This is a genomic window from Amycolatopsis ultiminotia (assembly GCF_039536925.1).
In the GTDB taxonomy this organism is placed as follows: domain Bacteria; phylum Actinomycetota; class Actinomycetes; order Mycobacteriales; family Pseudonocardiaceae; genus Amycolatopsis; species Amycolatopsis ultiminotia.
Genome location: NZ_BAAAZN010000011.1, coordinates 48,485 through 66,393, shown reverse-complemented (window position 1 = coordinate 66,393; position 17,909 = coordinate 48,485). Strand labels below are relative to the sequence as shown.

16 protein-coding genes are annotated in these 17,909 nt (G+C 71.3%); 7 read left to right on the top strand and 9 right to left on the bottom strand.

Annotation, left to right across the window (positions count from 1 at the left end; genetic code table 11):
• Positions 1-33: 33 nt before the first annotated feature.
• The 3 genes from ABD793_RS24335 to ABD793_RS24325 form a co-directional block, all read right to left on the bottom strand.
• Complete coding sequence (locus ABD793_RS24335) at positions 34-1,593, bottom strand: alkaline phosphatase D family protein (RefSeq protein WP_344863831.1); 1,560 nt, start codon at positions 1,591-1,593, stop codon at positions 34-36.
• 290 nt (positions 1,594-1,883) lie between these two features.
• Positions 1,884-2,126, bottom strand: coding sequence for a hypothetical protein (locus ABD793_RS24330; protein ID WP_344863829.1), 243 nt, complete (start codon positions 2,124-2,126; stop codon positions 1,884-1,886).
• 57 nt (positions 2,127-2,183) lie between these two features.
• A complete protein-coding gene (locus ABD793_RS24325) occupies positions 2,184-3,041 on the bottom strand; it encodes a helix-turn-helix domain-containing protein (RefSeq protein ID WP_344863827.1) in 858 nt (285 codons plus the stop codon).
• 130 nt (positions 3,042-3,171) lie between these two features.
• Here ABD793_RS24325 and ABD793_RS24320 point away from each other — a divergent pair, with 130 nt between their 5' ends.
• Positions 3,172-3,849, top strand: coding sequence for a GNAT family N-acetyltransferase (locus ABD793_RS24320; RefSeq protein WP_425548752.1), 678 nt, complete (start codon positions 3,172-3,174; stop codon positions 3,847-3,849).
• A 19-nt stretch (positions 3,850-3,868) separates the two neighbouring features.
• On the opposite strand, the gene ABD793_RS24315 is transcribed toward ABD793_RS24320, so the two are convergent.
• Positions 3,869-4,282, bottom strand: a complete 414-nt coding sequence (locus ABD793_RS24315; RefSeq protein ID WP_344863825.1) for a DUF4233 domain-containing protein — start codon at positions 4,280-4,282, stop codon at positions 3,869-3,871.
• Positions 4,279-5,991, bottom strand: a complete 1,713-nt coding sequence (folC, locus tag ABD793_RS24310; protein ID WP_425548751.1) for a bifunctional tetrahydrofolate synthase/dihydrofolate synthase — start codon at positions 5,989-5,991, stop codon at positions 4,279-4,281. Before folC ends, ABD793_RS24315 begins: the two co-directional genes overlap by 4 nt.
• 142 nt (positions 5,992-6,133) lie before the next feature.
• Here folC and ABD793_RS24305 point away from each other — a divergent pair, with 142 nt between their 5' ends.
• Positions 6,134-6,751 (top strand): class I SAM-dependent methyltransferase, encoded by a 618-nt coding sequence (locus ABD793_RS24305; protein WP_344863823.1) that lies wholly within the window; start codon positions 6,134-6,136, stop codon positions 6,749-6,751.
• Between the two features lie 130 nt (positions 6,752-6,881).
• Positions 6,882-7,769, top strand: a complete 888-nt coding sequence (locus tag ABD793_RS24300) for an SGNH/GDSL hydrolase family protein (protein WP_344863821.1) — start codon at positions 6,882-6,884, stop codon at positions 7,767-7,769.
• A gap of 118 nt (positions 7,770-7,887) precedes the next feature.
• Here the strand turns inward: ABD793_RS24300 and ABD793_RS24295 are convergent, their stop codons facing one another.
• Positions 7,888-10,518, bottom strand: coding sequence for a valine--tRNA ligase (locus ABD793_RS24295; RefSeq protein ID WP_344863819.1), 2,631 nt, complete (start codon positions 10,516-10,518; stop codon positions 7,888-7,890).
• A gap of 61 nt (positions 10,519-10,579) precedes the next feature.
• Here ABD793_RS24295 and ABD793_RS24290 point away from each other — a divergent pair, with 61 nt between their 5' ends.
• The 4 genes from ABD793_RS24290 (at position 10,580) to ABD793_RS24275 (ending at position 15,240) form a co-directional block, all read left to right on the top strand.
• Entirely contained in the window at positions 10,580-10,930 is a 351-nt protein-coding gene (locus tag ABD793_RS24290; RefSeq protein ID WP_344863817.1) for a hypothetical protein, read from the top strand.
• Positions 10,931-11,047: 117 nt separating this feature from the next.
• Complete coding sequence (locus tag ABD793_RS24285) at positions 11,048-11,485, top strand: MarR family winged helix-turn-helix transcriptional regulator (protein ID WP_344863815.1); 438 nt, start codon at positions 11,048-11,050, stop codon at positions 11,483-11,485.
• Positions 11,486-11,556: 71 nt separating this feature from the next.
• The gene (locus tag ABD793_RS24280; protein ID WP_344864241.1) at positions 11,557-12,900 is read left to right on the top strand and encodes an MFS transporter; all 1,344 of its coding nucleotides are present in this window, start codon (positions 11,557-11,559) and stop codon (positions 12,898-12,900) included.
• A gap of 27 nt (positions 12,901-12,927) precedes the next feature.
• A complete protein-coding gene (locus ABD793_RS24275; RefSeq protein WP_344863813.1) occupies positions 12,928-15,240 on the top strand; it encodes an FdhF/YdeP family oxidoreductase in 2,313 nt (770 codons plus the stop codon).
• 4 nt (positions 15,241-15,244) lie between these two features.
• On the opposite strand, the gene ABD793_RS24270 is transcribed toward ABD793_RS24275, so the two are convergent.
• The 3 genes from ABD793_RS24270 to ABD793_RS24260 are packed head-to-tail and all read right to left on the bottom strand — an operon-like array spanning position 15,245 to position 17,905.
• Positions 15,245-16,723 (bottom strand): LCP family protein, encoded by a 1,479-nt coding sequence (locus ABD793_RS24270; protein ID WP_425548750.1) that lies wholly within the window; start codon positions 16,721-16,723, stop codon positions 15,245-15,247.
• A 19-nt stretch (positions 16,724-16,742) separates the two neighbouring features.
• Entirely contained in the window at positions 16,743-17,486 is a 744-nt protein-coding gene (locus ABD793_RS24265) for an SDR family NAD(P)-dependent oxidoreductase (protein WP_344863811.1), read from the bottom strand.
• Complete coding sequence (locus ABD793_RS24260) at positions 17,483-17,905, bottom strand: VOC family protein (protein ID WP_344863809.1); 423 nt, start codon at positions 17,903-17,905, stop codon at positions 17,483-17,485. The genes ABD793_RS24265 and ABD793_RS24260 overlap by 4 nt, the downstream gene beginning before the upstream one ends.
• Positions 17,906-17,909: the final 4 nt, after the last annotated feature.

Below are 17,909 nucleotides of genomic sequence, written 5' to 3'. Positions count from 1 at the left end.
GCCGACGTGCCGGCAACGTCCGTCCCGGCGTGCTCAGCGACCCTGCGGGTGCAGGGTCGTCGACCACAGCGACGCCCCGCTCGCGTCCCGCAGATCGACGGTCAGCGCACCGCTCGCGCCGTCCACGTTCAGCTCGCCGAAGTGCTGGAATCCCTGTGCCGGCGAGGAATTCTGCGTTTCCGGCGCGTGCACGAACACCGCCTCCGGGCCGAAGGTGGGATCCAGCTCGTTGGGGCCGAAGGCACCCGCGTTGAGCGGACCGGACACGAACTCCCAGAACGGATCGAAATCACCGGCTGCGGCGCGGTCCGGCGAGTAGTGGTGCGCGGCGGTGTAGTGCACGTCCGCGGTCAGCCATACGACGTTGCGCACCCGATGGCGCGAGATCTCCCGCAGGACCCAGGCCAGCTCCGTCTCGCGGCCGCCCGGCGCGCCCGGCAGGCCGTTGGCCACCGCCTCGATCGCGGTGCCGTCCGGGACCACCAGCCCGATCGGCATGTCCGCCTGCACGATCTTCCATGTCGCGGTGCTGCGCCGCAGCGCATCGGCGAGCCAGCGGGCCTGCTTGTCGCCGAGGATGTAGCCGGGCTGCGTCTGGTCCGCGGTGTTCGCGTCGCGGTAGGTCCGCATGTCGAGCACGAACACCTCGATCCGGCTGCCGTAGCGGAAATTGCGGTACACCCTGCCGTCCACGGCCGTGCGCCGATCGATCGGATGCCATTCGTGGAACGCCTGGAACGCGCGCGGGGCGAGCACGTCGACCCGCTTCTCGGTGTATTCCGGACGGTCGTTGAGGATTTCGCCGGGGTACCAGTTGTTGGTGACCTCGTGGTCATCCCACTGCACGTAGGCGGGAATCTCGGCGGCGAACCGGAGGAAGTTCTCGTCGAGGCGGTTGTAGGCGTGCTGGCCGCGGAATTCGTCGAGGGTTTCGGCGACCTTTGCCTTTTCCGGTGTGACGACGTTGTGCCACGTGCCGCCCCCGCCGGGCAGGGTGACGGTCTCGGTGAGCGGGCTGTCGGCGTAGACGGTGTCACCGCTGTGCAGGAACAGGTCCGGCCGGCGGTCGGCCATCGCGGAGAACACGGTCATGCCGCCGAGCGCGGGGTTGATGCCGTAGTTCTGGCCCACGACGTCGCCGCTCCACAGGATCCGCGTGTCGGTGCGGCCCAGCGGCGCGGTGGCGAACCGGCCCGCCACCGGCTCGCTCGTCGCGCGGCCGTCGAGGTCCACCGCGCTCACGCGGTAGTGGTACTCGGTGCCCGGCAGCAGTCCGGCCACCCGCACCTTGCCGGTGCCGCCGGTGTCCGGCGTGACGACCGGGCCGGGCACCCGGCGGGCGAGCCGGAACGACGGGTCGCGCGCGATCTCGACCACGAGCCGGGACGGGCGGTCGGCCCGCGACCACACGATGCCGGATCCGGTGGTGACATCGCCGGATGCGACGCCGTGGGTGAGCACCGGACGGTCGCGGCGCACCAGCGGGGCCGCGGTGACAGTGCCCGGCAGCAGCAGTCCGGCGCCGGTGGCCAATACCGGCGCGGCGAGACCGGCTTTGAGCACGGAGCGGCGGGAGGGGGTCAGTTCGGTCATGGCGGTGGTTCTATCCCGCCGCAACGGCGGCCCGGCCAACTCCGGCTGACCGTCCGGTGAACGGGCATTCTCCGGACGCGGCCGCAGCACCCGGCCACAGCCGGGTGTCCACACGCCGAAGATCAGCCGGGCGGGCCGCTCATCCGCACCGGGGCGATGCCGTCCGGGCGATGCCGTCCGGGCGATGCCGTCCGGGCGATGCCGTCCGGGCGATGCCGTCCGGGCGATGCCGTCCGGGCGATGCCCTTGGTACCCGGTCACGAGCTCGCCGTGGCCGGGTACCGGGGAAGTCAGGATTTCGAGGTGTACCAGTACCCGACCATCCCGTTGGGGTTGTCCCAGTAGCATCCGCTGAACCACCAGCCGGGGTGCTTCTGCAAGCTCTTCCACTGGGCGTTCTCGCACGCCTTCTTGGTGCTCCAGACCCCATGGATCTGGGTGGCCGCACTGGCTTCGGCGGTGGTGGCGAGCAACCCACCGGCGACGACACCGGCCAGCACGACCGGGGCGACGACCTTACGAGCGATTCTCATGGCCAGCTCCTTTGCGATGTCGGCCGGATCGTACCGGCGGCTCGCGCCGCCCGTGGGCTATTCGGGTGCAGCGGCCCGCTCGGCCGGCGCCGGGGTCTCCGCAACGGTGGCGGCGAGCAGGGCGAGCTTGTCCGCATCCGTGCTGCCCCGGTCGGCGTGGTACATCACCAGCAGCATCCCGGTGGTGCCGCCGATGGCCAGCTTCTCGCGGTTCAGCCGGAACTCGCCGACCTGGGGATGGTCGAACCGGACCACCGCACCCTCGCGCAGCTTCACGTCGTGGCGGGCCCACAACCGGCGGAACCGGTCGCTGGCCAGTGACAGCTCGCCGACCAGCTCGATGAACCGGGGATCGCCGGTGTCCGTGCCCGCGGACTGCCGGAAACCGGCGACCAGTGCGGCGGTGGCGCCGTCCCAGTCCGGGAAGAGCGCCTGCTCGCCCCGGTCGAGGAAGACGTCCCGCAGCCGGTTCCGGCCTGCCGCGAGCCGGGGCGAAATCGCGGCCGCCAGCGGATTGGCGGCCAGCACGTCGAAGTAGCGGCCTTCCACGAACGCGGGCAACCCGGCCGAGCCGAGCAGCTTGCCGATCCCGGTGGGCACGGTCTCCCTGCGCGGGCGGCGCCGGGCGCGGCGGTTTCTCTCCACGGCCAGTCCGAGCAGGTGCGCGGTACCGGTCTCGTCCAGTCCGAACACCCTGGCGAGCGATTCCAGCACCTGCACCGACGGATTGCGATCCCGGCCCTGTTCGAGACGCAGGTAGTAGTCCGCGCTGATGCCTGCCAGCATCGCGACCTCCTCCCGGCGCAGACCGGGCGTGCGGCGCGTCCCCAGCCGCGGCAGACCGGCGCTGTCGGGCGGGACGAGTTCGCGACGGGCCCGCAGGTACTCGCCGAGGGCGTTCGAGTCGTCGGACATGGCCCCAGGGTAGGCAGCAGACAGGCGAACTGCCTGGTCCTGCCGCTCCCAGGACCGCCGGCCCGCGCCGCCGGAGGGCACCGGCGACAGCCCGGTGCAGACGGCGCGGCCCCCGGTACCATCACTGCCGATGATCACGCATGCGTCCGGCCCGGCCCCGGCGGAGGACCGTGTTCCGGCCGAGGAGGCCGGCCGGACCGGCTGGAAGGTCCGGTTGCGCGAGGTCCGCCCCGCCGACCGGCGCACCCTGGCCGGGTTCGACCGCTCCCGCGACCCGCAGGTCGACGGGTACCGGCACTGGGCAACGCATCGACGGGGAACGGCCGATTCCGGCGACGACTGCCACTTCGCGATCGAGACACTGCACAACCGGACACTGGTCGGCTCGATCTGGATCCGGACCGACCCGTCTTCCGGCTGGTTCAGCTACGGCATCGGGATCGGGGCACAGCACCGCCGCTGCGGTTACGCCGCGGACGCCGTGGCCGTGCTGCTCAGGTTCCTGTTCGAACAGCGGCACTACCGCAAGTGCGAGGTCAGCATCAACGGCGGCAATTTCGCCTCACTGTCGCTGCACGGCGAACTCGGCTTCCGGGAAGAAGGCCGGCCACGCGACACCGAACTGCGGCGCGGGCACATCCGGTATCCGGTGCTGATGGGCATCACCGCCGACGAGTTCGCCGCACACCACCCGTTCCTCGCTGCCGCTCGTGGTCCGGAACGCCTCTGGCGCGGACGGCACTGGCGAACACGACGGCGGGGGCGGCACTGGCGGATCGGACCGGCACCGGCGAAACCGACCGCCTGAGTCCCCCGGCCGGGGTGGCTCAGGGCTGGGGCTGCTGGCTGGCCAGCGTGCCCGCGGCCATCCGGCGCGCGACCTCGCGGCGCATCCACAGGAACCAGACGAACGCGGCCAGGAACAGCACCCCGAGGATGGCGATCGCGGGCAGCACGAAGGCCATCGCGATCAGCGCGAGCTGCAGCACCAGCACCACCGGCACCGCCCACCGGTGCTTGAGCATGCCGCAGAGCACGATCAGCGCCACCGCGATCGCGATCACCGTCCAGCCGGTGAAGCTCGTGACGCCGCCGCCGAGCTTCGCCACCACCGGCAGTGCCAGCGCGACCGTGATGGCCTCCATGATCAACGTCCCGGAGAGGACTCCGCGGAATCCCTTCATCGGGTCCTTCGCCGGCCGCACCGCGGCGGCCGGCTCCGAAGTGCCGTTCTCGCTCATGCCGGCTCCTTCCCGAACAACGTGCGTGCCTCGCCCGCGGTGACCACCGAGCCGGTGACCAGTACCCCGCCGCCGGACAGCGGTTCCTCCGGATCGTCGGACTGCTCCACGAGGCCGATCGCGGTCTCGATCGCGGTGCCGAGATCCTGGTCGGCCAGCACGCGTTCCTCGCCGAAGACCGCGGACGCCAGCTCGACCAGCTCCTCGACCGGCATCGACCGCGCCGAGGAGTTGCGGGTGACCACGACGTCCGAGACCACCGGCTCCAGCGCCTCCAGGATGCCCCGCGCGTCCTTGTCGGTCATCACCCCGACCACCGCGACCAGCCGGCGGAAGGCGAACTCGTCGACGACGGTGGTGGCCAGCGCGCGGGCGCCCATCGGGTTGTGCGCGGCGTCCACCAGCACCGCCGGGGCGGCCCGCACGCGCTCCAGCCGCCCGGGATTGGTCACCTCGGCGAACCCTTCCCGCACCGCCTCGAGCACGAGCTGCTTGTCCTTGCCCGCGCCGAAGAACGCCTCCACGGCGGCGAGCGCGAGCGCCGCGTTCGCCGCCTGGTGCGCCCCGTGCAGCGGCAGGAAGATCTCGTCGTACACCCCGCCGAGGCCCTGCAGTTTGAGCAGCTGCCCGCCGACCGCGACCTCGCGCTCCAGCACCCCGAACTCACTGCCCGCGCGGGCCACCGCGGCGTCCACCTCGACGGCCCGCTCGAGCAGCACGTTCAGCACGTCGGTGTCCTGTTCGGCGAGCACCGCGACGGCACCGGGCTTGATGATCCCGGCCTTCTCCCCTGCCGCGTCCACCGCGGTGGGGCCGAGGTATTCGGCGTGGTCCAGTCCGATCGGGGTGATCACCGCGACCTGACCGTCGGCGACGTTCGTGGCGTCCCACGCGCCACCCATGCCCGCTTCGACCACCGCGGCCTCCACCGGCGCGTCGGAGAACGCCGCGAACGCCATACCGGTCAGCACCTCGAACTTGCTCATCGGCACGCCGTCCTCGCTCGCCCCGTCGACCATCGCCACGTAGGGGGCGATGTCTTCGAACAGCCCGGCGTAGCGGGCGGCCGAGACCGGCTGCCCGTCGAGCGCGATCCGCTCCGTGACGAGCTGCAGGTGCGGGCTGGTGTACCGGCCGACGCGCAGGCCCATGCGGGTCAGCAGCGAGTCGATCATCCGGGTGACCGAGCCCTTGCCGTTGGTGCCGGCCACGTGCAGCACCGGGTACCCGTGCTGCGGTTCGCCGAGCAGGCTCACCAGTGCCTGGATCCGGGCCAGCGACGGCTCGATCCTGGTCTCCGGCCACCGCTGGTTCAGCTCGGCTTCGACCGCCATCAGCTCCCGGCGGGCCTGCGGGCCGTTCTCGTCGCCGGGTTCCTCGGTGCTGCCCTCGTCGTCGAGCTCGTGCAGTTCGGCGCTCTCGTCCGGGACCAGATCGGGCACCGGGCCGAGCGCGAGGTTGTCCCCGAGCTGGCCGATGCCGCCGATCCCGCCGCGCGCACCGCCGCCGACGGTGTAGGCGGCGTCGGGCGCGTCCAGGTCCGGTTCGGTGCCGTCCTCTTCCGCCTCGCCCTGGCCGCCGAGTTCGTCGACACCGGCGAAGCTGTCCGGATCCGCGAGATCGGGCCGCCGCCGCAGGTGGCCCTCCGGCTCGGCGAACTCCTCGGCATCGAACGGTCCCTCCGGACCGCCGCCCTCACCACGCGGCACGCATTCGCTCCTTGACAACGTCGCTGCGGCGCTCGCACAGGGGCGCCTCCTGCCCGGCCAACCAGGCGATATGCCCTGCTCCGGCCGGTACCCGAAGCGTACCTTCCGCACCGGAGGCGCCCGCCGTGGCAGGGTCGGGCGCATGCCGTTCGACCACAACCACCACTACCACCCGCGGCTGCTGCGGCTCGTGCCGCGCGGGACGGGACGGGCGCTCGACGTCGGATGCGGGGACGGCCGGTTCGCCCGGCGGCTCGCCGCGAAGGGCCTGACCGTGGAAGGGATCGACACGTCCGCGGACCTGGTGGCCCGAGCGGCCGCGGCCGGATCCCCCGGTCCGGGCGGGGTTTCCTACCGGCAGGCCGACGTGACCGCGGAAGCACCGGAAGCCGGCGCATACACGTTCATCTCGTGCCTCGCCTCGCTGCACCACATGCCGTTCGACACCGTGCTCGGGTTCCGCCGGGCGCTCGCTCCCGGCGGGGTGCTGGCGGTGCTGGGCTGCGCCCGGTCCAGCACGCCCGCCGATTTCGCGCGGGAACTCGCCGCGGTCGTCACGAATGCCGCGGCCCGGCTGGTGGTCGCCGCCGGGGACCGGCTCAACGGCGGGACCGACCCGGTGCGCACCGCCCCGGTGCAGCTGGAGTTCCCCACGCTGGCGGACGTGCGGCGCGACGCGCAGCGGCTGCTGCCCGGCAGCGAGGTCCGTCCGCTGCTGTTCTGGCGATACCTGCTGAGCTATCGGAAACCGTTGGAGTGAACGGAATCCGTGGTTCACCCGGTTGCCGGGTGAACCACTGTCCGGACCACCCGATCGGCGGCAGGCAACGGTCGGATCCCCGGTCGAAAGTGGACATCGTCGCGCTTTCGGCCGGGGAGAAGGGGACGCCATGCGCATCATCCGGATCGTGCTCGCCGCACTGGCCACGCTCGCATTGCTCGGTGCTTCGGCGACCGCGGCATCCGCTGTCCCCGCGCAGACCGGCTTCCGCCACTACGTCGCGCTCGGTGATTCCTACACGGCCGGGCCGCTCATCCCGTTGCCGCGGCTCGATCCACTGGGCTGCGCGAAATCGACGGCGAACTACCCGGCGCTGCTGGCCGCGTCCCTGCACCTGGCCGGCTACACCGACATCAGCTGTTCCGGCGCGGACACCTCGGACATGACGCAGGCGCAGACCGTGCCGCTGGGCGTGAACCCGGCGCAGTTCTCCGCGCTGCGCCCGGACACCGACCTGGTCACCGTCGGCATCGGCGGCAACGACTCCGGGGTGTTCGGCACGCTCGTCGGCACCTGTCCGGGGCTGCGGGCGAGCGACCCCACCGGCAGTCCGTGCCGGCAGCAGTACACCGTGGACGGCGTGGACACCGTCAAGGCACTGCTGCCGGGCACCGGAGAGAACGTGCGGCAGGTGCTGGCCGGCATCCACGCCCGTTCACCGGAGGCCGAGGTGCTCGCGATCGGCTACCCGCGGATCGCCCCGGAGTCCGGATACTGCCCGGACGTCCTCCCGTTCGCCGACGGCGACTACGCCTGGCTCTCCGGCGTCGAGGAAGCGCTCAACGCGGCGATCGAGGACGCCGTGACAGCCGACGGCGAGGCGTCCTATGTGGACACCTACACGCCGTCGGCGGGACACGACGCCTGCGCCCGCGGCGGTGCGGCGTGGATCAACGGCAAGGACACGAAGCTGCTGAGCGCGGCCTCGTACCATCCGCTGCCGGCCGGGATGACCGGTATCGCCGGGGTGATCCGGGCACAGCTGGACAACGACTGAACGGACACCCGCGCACCACGCGGGATTGCGCCGCCGTCCGGACCGCGCGATGTCACGCGGCCCCGAGACCGCGTGGCATCGCGAAGGAAGACGGCGGCTTCCCGGCGATCGCGCCGCCTCAGGGAAGCTGCGGCAGCAGGCTGAGCCTCGCCTCGATGCGGGTGATGTCCGCGGCTGCGGTCTCCCTGCGCAGCTTGATCTTCTCGATCACCGGCGCGGGCGCCTTGGCGATGAACGACTCGTTGCCGAGCTTGCCCTCGGTCTGGGCCAGTTCCTTCTGCGCCGCGCCGAGGTCCTTCTGCAGGCGCTTGCGCTCGGCGGCCACGTCGATCGCGGCGGAGGTGTCCAGCTCCACCATGACCATGCCACCGGCCAGCGCGACCTCCAGTGCCGCGCTCACGCCGAAGCCGTCGCCGGGCGGGGTCAGCCGGACCAGCGAACGGATCGCGTCCTCGTGCCCGGCGGGAACGCCGTCGCCGGAAAGCCGCGCGAGGACCTTCTGCGCCGGCTTGAGCCCCTGGTCCGCGCGGAACCGGCGGATCTCGGTGATCAGCTTCTGCACGTCCGCGATGTGCGCGTCGGCGGCCGGGTCGGCGTATCCCGCGGCCGGCTTCGGCCACGCCGCGACCACCAGCGACGCACCGCCGGTCAGCGCGGTCCACAGCTTCTCCGTGACGAACGGGACGAACGGGTGCAACAGCCGCAGCACGGTGTCCAGCACGTGCCCCAGCACCAGCCGGGTGGCCGCCACCCGGGCCTCGTCGCCCTGGTAGAGCTGCACCTTCGCCAGCTCCAGGTACCAGTCGCACAGCTCGTTCCAGGTGAACTGGTAGAGCGCGTTCGCAACCTTGGCGAACTGGAACTCCTCGAACAGATCGTCCACTTCGGACACCAGTGCGGCCAGCCTGCCGAGGATCCAGCGATCCGCCTCGGTCAGCTCGCCCGCCGGGGGCAGCGGGCCGCTCGCGTCGGCACCGTTGAGCATCGCGAACCGGCTGGCGTTCCACAGCTTCGTGCAGAAGTTGCGGGACCCGGCCGCCCATTCGTCGGCCAGCGCCATGTCCGTGCCCGGGTTCGCGCCGCGGGCCAGGGTGAACCGGGTGGCGTCCGCACCGTAGGCGTCCATCCACTCCAGCGGATCGATCACGTTGCCGCGCGATTTCGACATCTTCTTGCCGTTCGCGTCGCGGATGAGGCCGTGCAGGTAGACGTGGTCGAACGGCTGCGCGCCGTCCATCTGCTGGACGCCGAACATCATCATCCGCACGACCCAGAAGAACAGGATGTCGTAGCCGGTGGACAGCACACTGGTCGGATAGAACTTCGCCAGATCGGCCGTCTCGTCCGGCCAGCCGAGGGTGGACATCGGCCACAGGCCCGAGGAGAACCACGTGTCGAGCACGTCCGGATCCTGCGTCCAGCCCGGCCCGGACGGTGGCTGTTCGTCCGGGCCGACGCACACGGTCTCGCCGTCCGGGCCGTACCAGACCGGGATCCGGTGCCCCCACCACAGCTGGCGCGAAATCGTCCAGTCGTGCATGTTGTCGACCCAGTCGAAGTACCGCTTCTCCAGCTCCGCCGGATGGATCTCGGTACGGCCGTCGCGCACCGCGTCGCCGGCGGCCTTGGCCAGTTCGGCCACCTTGACCCACCACTGCAGCGACAGCCGCGGCTCGACCACCGTGTCGCAGCGGGAACAGTGCCCCACCGCGTGCAGGTACGGGCGCTTCTCCGCGACGATCCGGCCCTGCTCGCGCAGCGCGGCCACCACCGCGGGGCGCGCCTCGAACCGGTCGAGGCCCTCGAACGGACCGGGCGCGGTGATCTCCGCACGCTCGTTCATGATCGCCGGCATCGGCAGGTCGTGGCGGCGGCCGATCTCGAAGTCGTTCGGGTCGTGCGCCGGGGTCACCTTCACCGCGCCGGTGCCGAACTCCGGGTCCACGTGCTTGTCCGCGACCACCGGGATCTTCCGGCCGGTCAGCGGCAGCTCGACCACCGTGTCGACCAGGTGCGCGTACCGCTCGTCGTCCGGGTGCACCGCCACGGCGGTGTCGCCGAGCATGGTCTCCGCGCGGGTGGTGGCCACCACGATCGCGTCCGCGCCGTCGCCGTAGCGGATCGACACGAGTTCGCCCTCGTCGTCACTGTGGTCGACCTCGATGTCCGACAGTGCGGTCTGGCAGCGCGGGCACCAGTTGATGATCCGCTCGGCGCGGTAGATCAGCCCGGCGTCGTAGAAGTTCTTGAACACCGTCTGCACGGCCTTGGACAGGTTCTCGTCCATGGTGAACCGCTCGCGCGACCAGTCCACGCCGTCGCCGAGCCGCTTCATCTGGCCGAGGATCTTCCCGCCGTACTCGGCCTTCCAGTCCCAGACGCGCTCGACGAACTTCTCGCGGCCCAGAGCGTGCCGCGAAAGCCCTTCGCCTGCCAGCTGCCGTTCGACCACGTTCTGGGTCGCGATACCCGCGTGGTCCATGCCGGGCAGCCACAGCACCTCGTAGCCCTGCATCCGGCGGCGCCTGCTCATCGCATCCATCAGGGTGTGGTTGAGCGCGTGGCCCATGTGCAGGCTGCCGGTGACGTTGGGCGGCGGCAGTACGATCGAGAACGGCGGCTTGTCCGACGTGGCATCGGCCGTGAAGTACCCGGCCGCTACCCAGCGGTCGTAGATCGGGGCTTCTTCGGCGGCCGGGTCCCAGGCACCCGGAAGGTCGGTTTTCTGCTGCGGAGCGTTCTCGGTCACAATGGACAAGTCTACGAACCCGCCCCGGCGGGTTCACTCAGGGGGAAAGGCGGTGCAGGAGATGACCCGGCCGGAGGATCCGGACGACTACTCGATCGAGACGCATCCGGACCTGATCGACCCGGAGTGGCGCAAGCACGCCGAGGTCGACGCATGGCTCGGCGCGAAGAAGGAGCTGAAGAAACGGCGCCGCCGCGAGCGCCGGACCCGCCCCGGCGCGGGCTACGGCCCCGGCTCCGCGGCACCGAGCCGCTGGCCGGGGATCGCCGCGATCGCCGGGCTGGTGGTGCTGCTCGCCGCCGCGATCACCGTGCACGAGGTGCAGGGTCCCGGCGTGAACGAGAACACGATCGAATACCAGGTCGTGTCCGGTATGGCCGGCCCGGAGCACAGCGGACCGCAGCAGTTCTGAGCGCTGCACCCCAGGGGCCCCTCGCCACCGGCGCAGGGGCCCTCGCCGTGTCCGGCGAGGGCCGGATCACGCACCGGGTGGATACACAGGACGAGCTGCACAGTTTAGACTGTGGTTATGAGCTCCGTTCCCCCGCACGTCGCCGAGTCCGCGGGCTGGCTCCGTGGCGTGGTCGGCCAGCTGCACCGCAGGCTGCGCCAGGTCGACAACGCCGGGATCCTCACGCCGTCGCAGAGCGCCGTGCTGAACCGGCTGCAGCGGGAGGGCCCGGCCACCCAGGGTGAGCTGGCCGCCGCCGAACACGTGCGCCAGCAGTCGATGGCCGCCACGCTCGCGGTGCTCGATTCACTCGGCTACCTCAACCGCACCCGGGATCCGGCGGACGGCAGGCGCACCGTGCTCGCGCTGTCCGACCTCGGCGCCAAGACCGTTGCCGGGATCAGCCAGCACCGGGAGGAATGGCTCACCGGCGCGCTGGTGGCGGAGCTGACCGCCGAGGAGCTCGAAACCGTCCGTCGCGCGCTGCCGCTGCTGCAGCGCGTCGCCCAGCGCTGAGATCGATCCGAGGAGCTGTGCCGACCACCCGGACCACCGCGAAAGCCCCCGCCCGCTTCGGCGTCAAGCTGGTGACGCCGCTGGTCGCCAGCGCGGTGCTGAACCCGATCAACTCCACCCTGATCGCGGTCGCGCTGGTGCCGATCGGGCAGGCGTTCGGCGCAGGACCGGGCCGCACCGCCTGGCTGATCTCCGCGCTGTACCTGGCCACCGCGATCGGGCAGCCGGTGGTCGGGCTGCTGGTGGACCGTTACGGCGCGCGGCGCGTGCTGCTCAGCGGCGCGGTCGTGGTGATCCTCGCCGGGATCGGCGGCATGATCCCGATCTCGGTGGAATGGCTGACCGGTGTCCGCGCGGTGCTCGGCATCGGGACCTGCGCGGGGTTCCCCGCCGCGATGGCGGTTTTGCGCACCCGCGCGGACGCGCTCGGCCAGGGTGTGCCGGCACGGGTGCTTTCGGTGCTTTCGTTGTCGTCGCAGACGATCATGGTGCTCGGCCCGACGCTGGGCGGGGTGCTGATCGGTGCGTTCGGCTGGCCGGCGATCTTCGCGGTGAACCTGCCGCTGGCGGCGATTTCCTTGCTGCTTGCGCTGTTCTGGGTGCCGAAGGACGCTCCGGTGCGGGCACCGGGGCAGCCGCGGCCGGAGCGGCTCGACCTGATCGGCATCGCGTTGTTCTCCGCGGCCCTGCTGGTGCTGCTGTGCTACCTGATGGCGCCCGGCACCGGCGATCTGTGGCTGCTCGCCGCGGCGCTGGTGCTCGGCGCGGTGTTCTGCCGGGTCGAGCTGCACGTCCGGAATCCGTTCATCGACCTGCGGATGCTCGCGGCCAACCGGGCGATCCTGCGCACCTACCTGCGCCAGTCGCTGAGCTTCATGGCGATCTACGCGATCATGTTCGGCTACGTCCAGTGGCTCGAAGAGGGCCGCGGCTTCTCCGAATCGGTCGCCGGGATGCTGCTCCTGCCGATGTCCGCGGTGGCGGTGGTCGCGGCCGCGCTGTCCGGCCGGCCGACCGGCGTGCGTGCCCGGCTGCTCGTGGTGGCGATCGCGCTCGTGGCGGGGTCGGTGGCGATGCTGTTCGTGGACGGCTCCACCTGGCTGGCCGGGCTGCTCGGCGTGGTCGCGGTGTTCGGCCTCGCGCAGGGGCTGACCAGCGTCGCCAACCAGACCACGCTCTACCGCGAGGCACCGGCCGCGACGATCGGCACCGCGAGCGGGCTCTTCCGGACCGCGCAGTACCTGGGTGCGATCGTCGCCTCCACGGTGATCGCCCAGTGCTACGGCGGGCACGCGGACTCCGCCGGGTTGCACCGGCTCGCCGTCGTGCTCTTGGTGATCAGCGGACTGCTGCTGGTGGTGACCGTCGCCGACCGCGGACTGCGGCGGGCCGAATCGAGGTCCGTGGTTGGCTGAACGCTCCCGGTGGCGCACGATGAACAGATGACCCGTGAAGCTCCGGCGAACGACGTGGACGAGGCCGACCTCGAGGTGGGCAAGCCGAAGACCTGGGCCGCAGGCATCCCCGGGGTGGCGGTTTCGCTGGCACGAGGCGTCGAGCAGATGGGCGTCGGGCGGACCGCGCGCACCCTGCGGCTGCTGAACCAGCGCTCCGGTTTCGACTGTCCCGGCTGTGCCTGGCCCGAACCGCGGCAAGCCGACGGCGAGAAGCGCAAGCTCGCGGAGTTCTGCGAGAACGGCGCAAAGGCGGTCGCCGAGGAGGCCACGAAGCGCCGGGCCGGACGGGAGTTCTTCGCCGCGCATCCGGTGTCCGAGCTGGCCGAGCGGACGGACTACTGGCTCGGCCAGCAGGGCAGGCTGACCGAGCCGTTCGTGCTGTGCGCGGGCGGCACGCACTACGAGCCGATTTCCTGGGACGAGGCGTTCGAGCTGGTGGCGGGCGAGCTGCGCGGACTGGCGAGCCCGGACGAGGCGATCTTCTACACCTCCGGCCGCACCAGCAACGAGGCCGCGTTCGCCTACCAGCTGCTCGTGCGTTCCTTCGGCACCAACAACCTGCCGGACTGCTCCAACATGTGCCACGAGTCCTCCGGCGCGGCGCTGTCCGCGGCCACCGGGATCGGCAAGGGCTCGGTGACGCTGGCCGATCTGCACCACGCCGATCTGATCGTGGTGGTCGGGCAGAACCCGGGCACCAACCACCCGCGGATGCTCTCCGCGCTGGAAGAGGCGAAGGCAGGCGGCGCCAAGGTGGTCGCGGTGAACCCGCTGCCGGAGGCCGGGCTGATGCGGTTCAAGAATCCGCAGAACGTGCGCGGGGTGGTCGGCAAGGGCTCGCCACTGGCCGACGAGTTCGCGCAGATCCGCGTCGGCGGCGACCTGGCGCTCTTCCAGGCAATCGGGCATCTGCTGCTGCAGTGGGAGGAATCCGCGCCCGGCTCGATCGTCGACCACGAGTTCGTGGCGGCGCAGACGCAGGGCTTCGAGGACTGGGCCAAGCACCTGCGCGAGACCGACTGGCCGGAGACCGAACGCGCGACCGGTCTGGCGCGCGAGCAGATCGAGCGCATCGCGCGGATGATCGCGAACTCCGAGCGCACCATCTACTGCTGGGCGATGGGCCTGACCCAGCACAAGCACGCGGTGCCCACGATTTCCGAGATCGTGAACCTGGCGCTGGCGCGCGGCATGATCGGCAGGCCGGGCGCCGGCCTGTGCCCGGTGCGCGGCCACTCCAACGTGCAAGGCGACCGGACCATGGGCGTATGGGAGAAGATGCCGGAGCGGTTCATGGACTCCCTCGACCGCGAGTTCGGCATCACCGTGCCGCGCAGGCACGGCTGGGACACCGTGGACTCGATCCGTGCCATGCGGGACGGCATCGGCAAGGTGTTCTTCGCGATGGGCGGCAACTTCGCCTCCGCCACCCCCGATTCCGAGCGTACCGCGCAAGCACTGCGGTCCTGTTCACTGACCGTGCACGTGTCGACCAAGCTCAACCGTTCGCACGTGGTGCCCGGTCGGACCGCGCTGATCCTGCCCACACTCGGCCGCACCGAACGGGACGAGCAGGAGTCCGGGCGGCAGTTCGTGACCGTCGAGGATTCGATGTCGCAGGTGCATGCGTCCCGCGGCAGGCTGGCGCCCGCGAGCGGGCACCTGCTGTCCGAGGTGGCGATCGTGTGCCGGCTCGCCGAACGGCTGCTCGGGCCGGACCACGCGGTGCCGTGGCGGTCGTTCGAACGGGACTACGACCTGATCCGCGACCGCATCGCGGCCGTGGTCCCGGGCTGCCGGGACTACAACCGGCGGGTGCGCGAGCCGGACGGTTTCGTGCTGCCGCATCCGCCGCGCGATTCCCGTCAGTTCACCGGAACGTCCACCGGCAAGGGCATGTTCACCGTGTCCGGCCTGGAGTACCCCGAGGTGCCCGAGGGCAGGCTGCTGCTGCAGACGCTGCGCAGCCACGACCAGTACAACACCACCATCTACGGTCTGTCCGACCGCTATCGCGGCATCGAGGACGGCCGCCGCGTGGTGTTCGTGCATCCGGACGACCTGGCCGGGCTGGGCATCGCGGACGGCGAAATCGTGGACCTGGTTTCGGAATGGCTCGACGGCGAGCGCCGGGCGCCGGCGTTCCGCGCGGTGTGCTACCCGACCGCCCGCGGCTGCGCGGCCGCCTACTTCCCCGAGGCGAACGCCTTGGTACCACTGGATTCGGTGGCGGAGAAGTCGAACACCCCGGTATCGAAGGCGATCGTGGTCCGGCTCGAAGCACACCACCACTGCTGACGAGTCAGTCCACGCAGTTCTCGCCTGCCGACGTGATCGGCTGGTCGGCCAGGACCGCGCCCGCCGCTGCGCCACCACCCGACGTGCCACCACCCGCTGTGCCACCACCCGGCGTGCCACCACCGGACGCGCCCGGTCCGGAGTAGACCGAGCCGAGCACCACCTGGAGGTGCCCGGCCGGCACGTCGGGGGACTCCGCGGTGGTGAGCCCGCCCAGTTCCTTCGCGACGGAGGCCGCCTCGGTGGCGAGCGCGGCCGGGTAGCGCACCAGCGAGGTCCGGCTTGCCGGCGCGTTACCCGTTGCGCCCGGAACGAATCCCTTGCCCTTCAACACATCCGCCACCCGTGCCGCGAGGCCGGTGACATCACCGGCGTTGGACACGTCCACCGTGGCCCGTGCCGGTGCGCCGACCCCGGCCAGTCCGGCCGCGAACGCCTTGACCTGCGCGGGATCGACCTGCACCGCGGTCTTGCGCCGGTCGGCAGGGTCGTAGCGGTAGTCCGGGTCGACCACCGGGACCGTGGCGAACCGGATGCCCCCGCCGGACAGCCCGCGCATCCGGCCGACGAAGTCGAGCAGATCCCACGATTGGTCCAGGACCACCGAGTTCTTCACCGCGTCGATCAGACCGTCCAGTTTGCCCGGATCGACCAGTGTGCCCGCGGAGAGCACCTCGCGCGCGAGCGAGGCGAGGAACACCTGCTGGCGGCGCACCCGGTCGAGGTCGCTGCGTGGCAGGTTCTTGCGCTGCCGGACGAAGGCGAGCGCGTCGGCACCGGAAATCTTCTGCGGGCCCTTGCTGAAGCGCGCACCGGAATCCGGATCGCTGGTGGCCTGGTTGAGGCACACCTCGACGCCGCCGACCGCCTTGCTGATCTCGGCGAAGCTGAGCAGGTTGACCTCGGCGTAGTGATCGATCGTGACGCCGGTCAGGTCCTCCACCGCCTGCCGGGCCGCGCGGCGCCCGGCGGTCAGCGAGTCCTCGTAGATCCGGCCGGCATCGGTTTCCCCGCCGCTGCGCAGCTTCGCCGCCTCGGCGGCCTTGGCCCGGCCGAACGCGGCGTTGATCTTGCCCTTCCCGCCCGGCAGTGAGACGTAGGAATCGCGCGGGATGGAGAATGCGCGCACGGTCTGCTGGCCGTTCGGGATGCGCAGCACGATCAGGGTGTCGGTGAGGTCGTCCCCGCTCGGGCCCGCACGCAGTTCCCGCAGCATCTCCGGGGGAAGCGGGTTGCCATATTTGTCGGTCCGCGAGTCCCGGCCCGCGAGCAGGATGTCGACCGCCCCGTCCGCGGGCCGCTCTTCGGCACTGGTTCCGCCCGCGGAGTCGATCACGTTGCTGCGCGTGACGTCCTCGAGCGAGCTGAGCGTGGCGTACCCGTAGGCCGTGCCGGCGAAGACCACCAGCGCGAGCCCGGACACGATGACTTTCCCGGCGATCCGCACACTCCCTCGACGCGGCCGGACCCGCGTCTGCTGCACGGGTGACTCAGCTCACAGCTCAGCGCAGGTGGGAGGCGCCGTTCAGGTCGAGGATCGCGCCGGAGGCCCAGATCGCCTCCGCCGAGGCGAGGAACACCACCGCGTCGGCGATCTCCTCCGGCTCGGCGACCCGGCCGAACGGGCTTTCCCGGCGCATTTCGTCGGTCAGCTGCGCCACCTTGCGTTCGGTGGCGGTGAATCCCGGCGCCACCGAGGTGACCGAAATCCCGTGCGGGGCCAGCGCGACGGCGAGGGACTGGCCGAGCGAGTGCAGTGCAGCCTTGCTCGCGCCGTACGCCGGGTAGCCGGGCTCACCGCGAAATGCCCCACGCGAACCGACGTTCACGATCCGGCCCGGCACACCCCTGGCAATGAGGTGCCGGGCGACGTGGAACGAAACGTTGGCCGCGCCGAGCAGGTTCACCTCCACCGTGCGCCGCCAGACTTCCTGCCACTGCTCGTAGGAGGTCTCCGCGATCGGGGTGGCGGTCTCCGGCGACGTACCGATCGCCGCGTTGTTGACCAGCACGTCCACCCCGCCGAGCTGCTTCTCCGCAACGTCGGCGATCCACTGCGCGGCTTCCGGGTTGCCGAGGTCGCCGGACACCAGCACGTGCCCCGATCCCGGCAGCGCGTCCAGCGTCTCCCGTGCGGCCGCCCGGTTGGATCCACAGTGGACGGCTATCCGGTCGCCCCTGGTGGCGAAGGCGACGGCGATGGCGCGGCCGATCCCACGGGAGGCGCCCGTGACCAGTACGTTCATTTCGCGAACAACTGCGTCTCGTCGCGGAACGCCTTGAACTCCAAGGCGTTGCCTGCCGGGTCGTGCAGGAACATCGTCCACTGCTCCCCCGGCTCCCCCGCGAAGCGCTGGTACGGCTCGATCACGAACTCGGTGCCCGCACCGCGCAGCCGGGCGGCCAGCTCGTGGAACCCGTCGACATCGAGCACCAGGCCGAAGTGCGGCACCGGCACGTCGTGCCCGTCGACCGGATTGCGGCCCGCCTCCGCCCGCGCGCCGGCGACGACGTGGGTCACCACCTGGTGCCCGCGGAAGTCCCAATCGACCCACGCCTGCGCCGAACGGCCCTCCGCCAGACCCAGTACGCCCCCGTAGAACTCGCGGGCGCGCCCCAGGTCGTCGACCGGAATGGCCAGGTGGAACGCGGGACGGACGGACATCGCT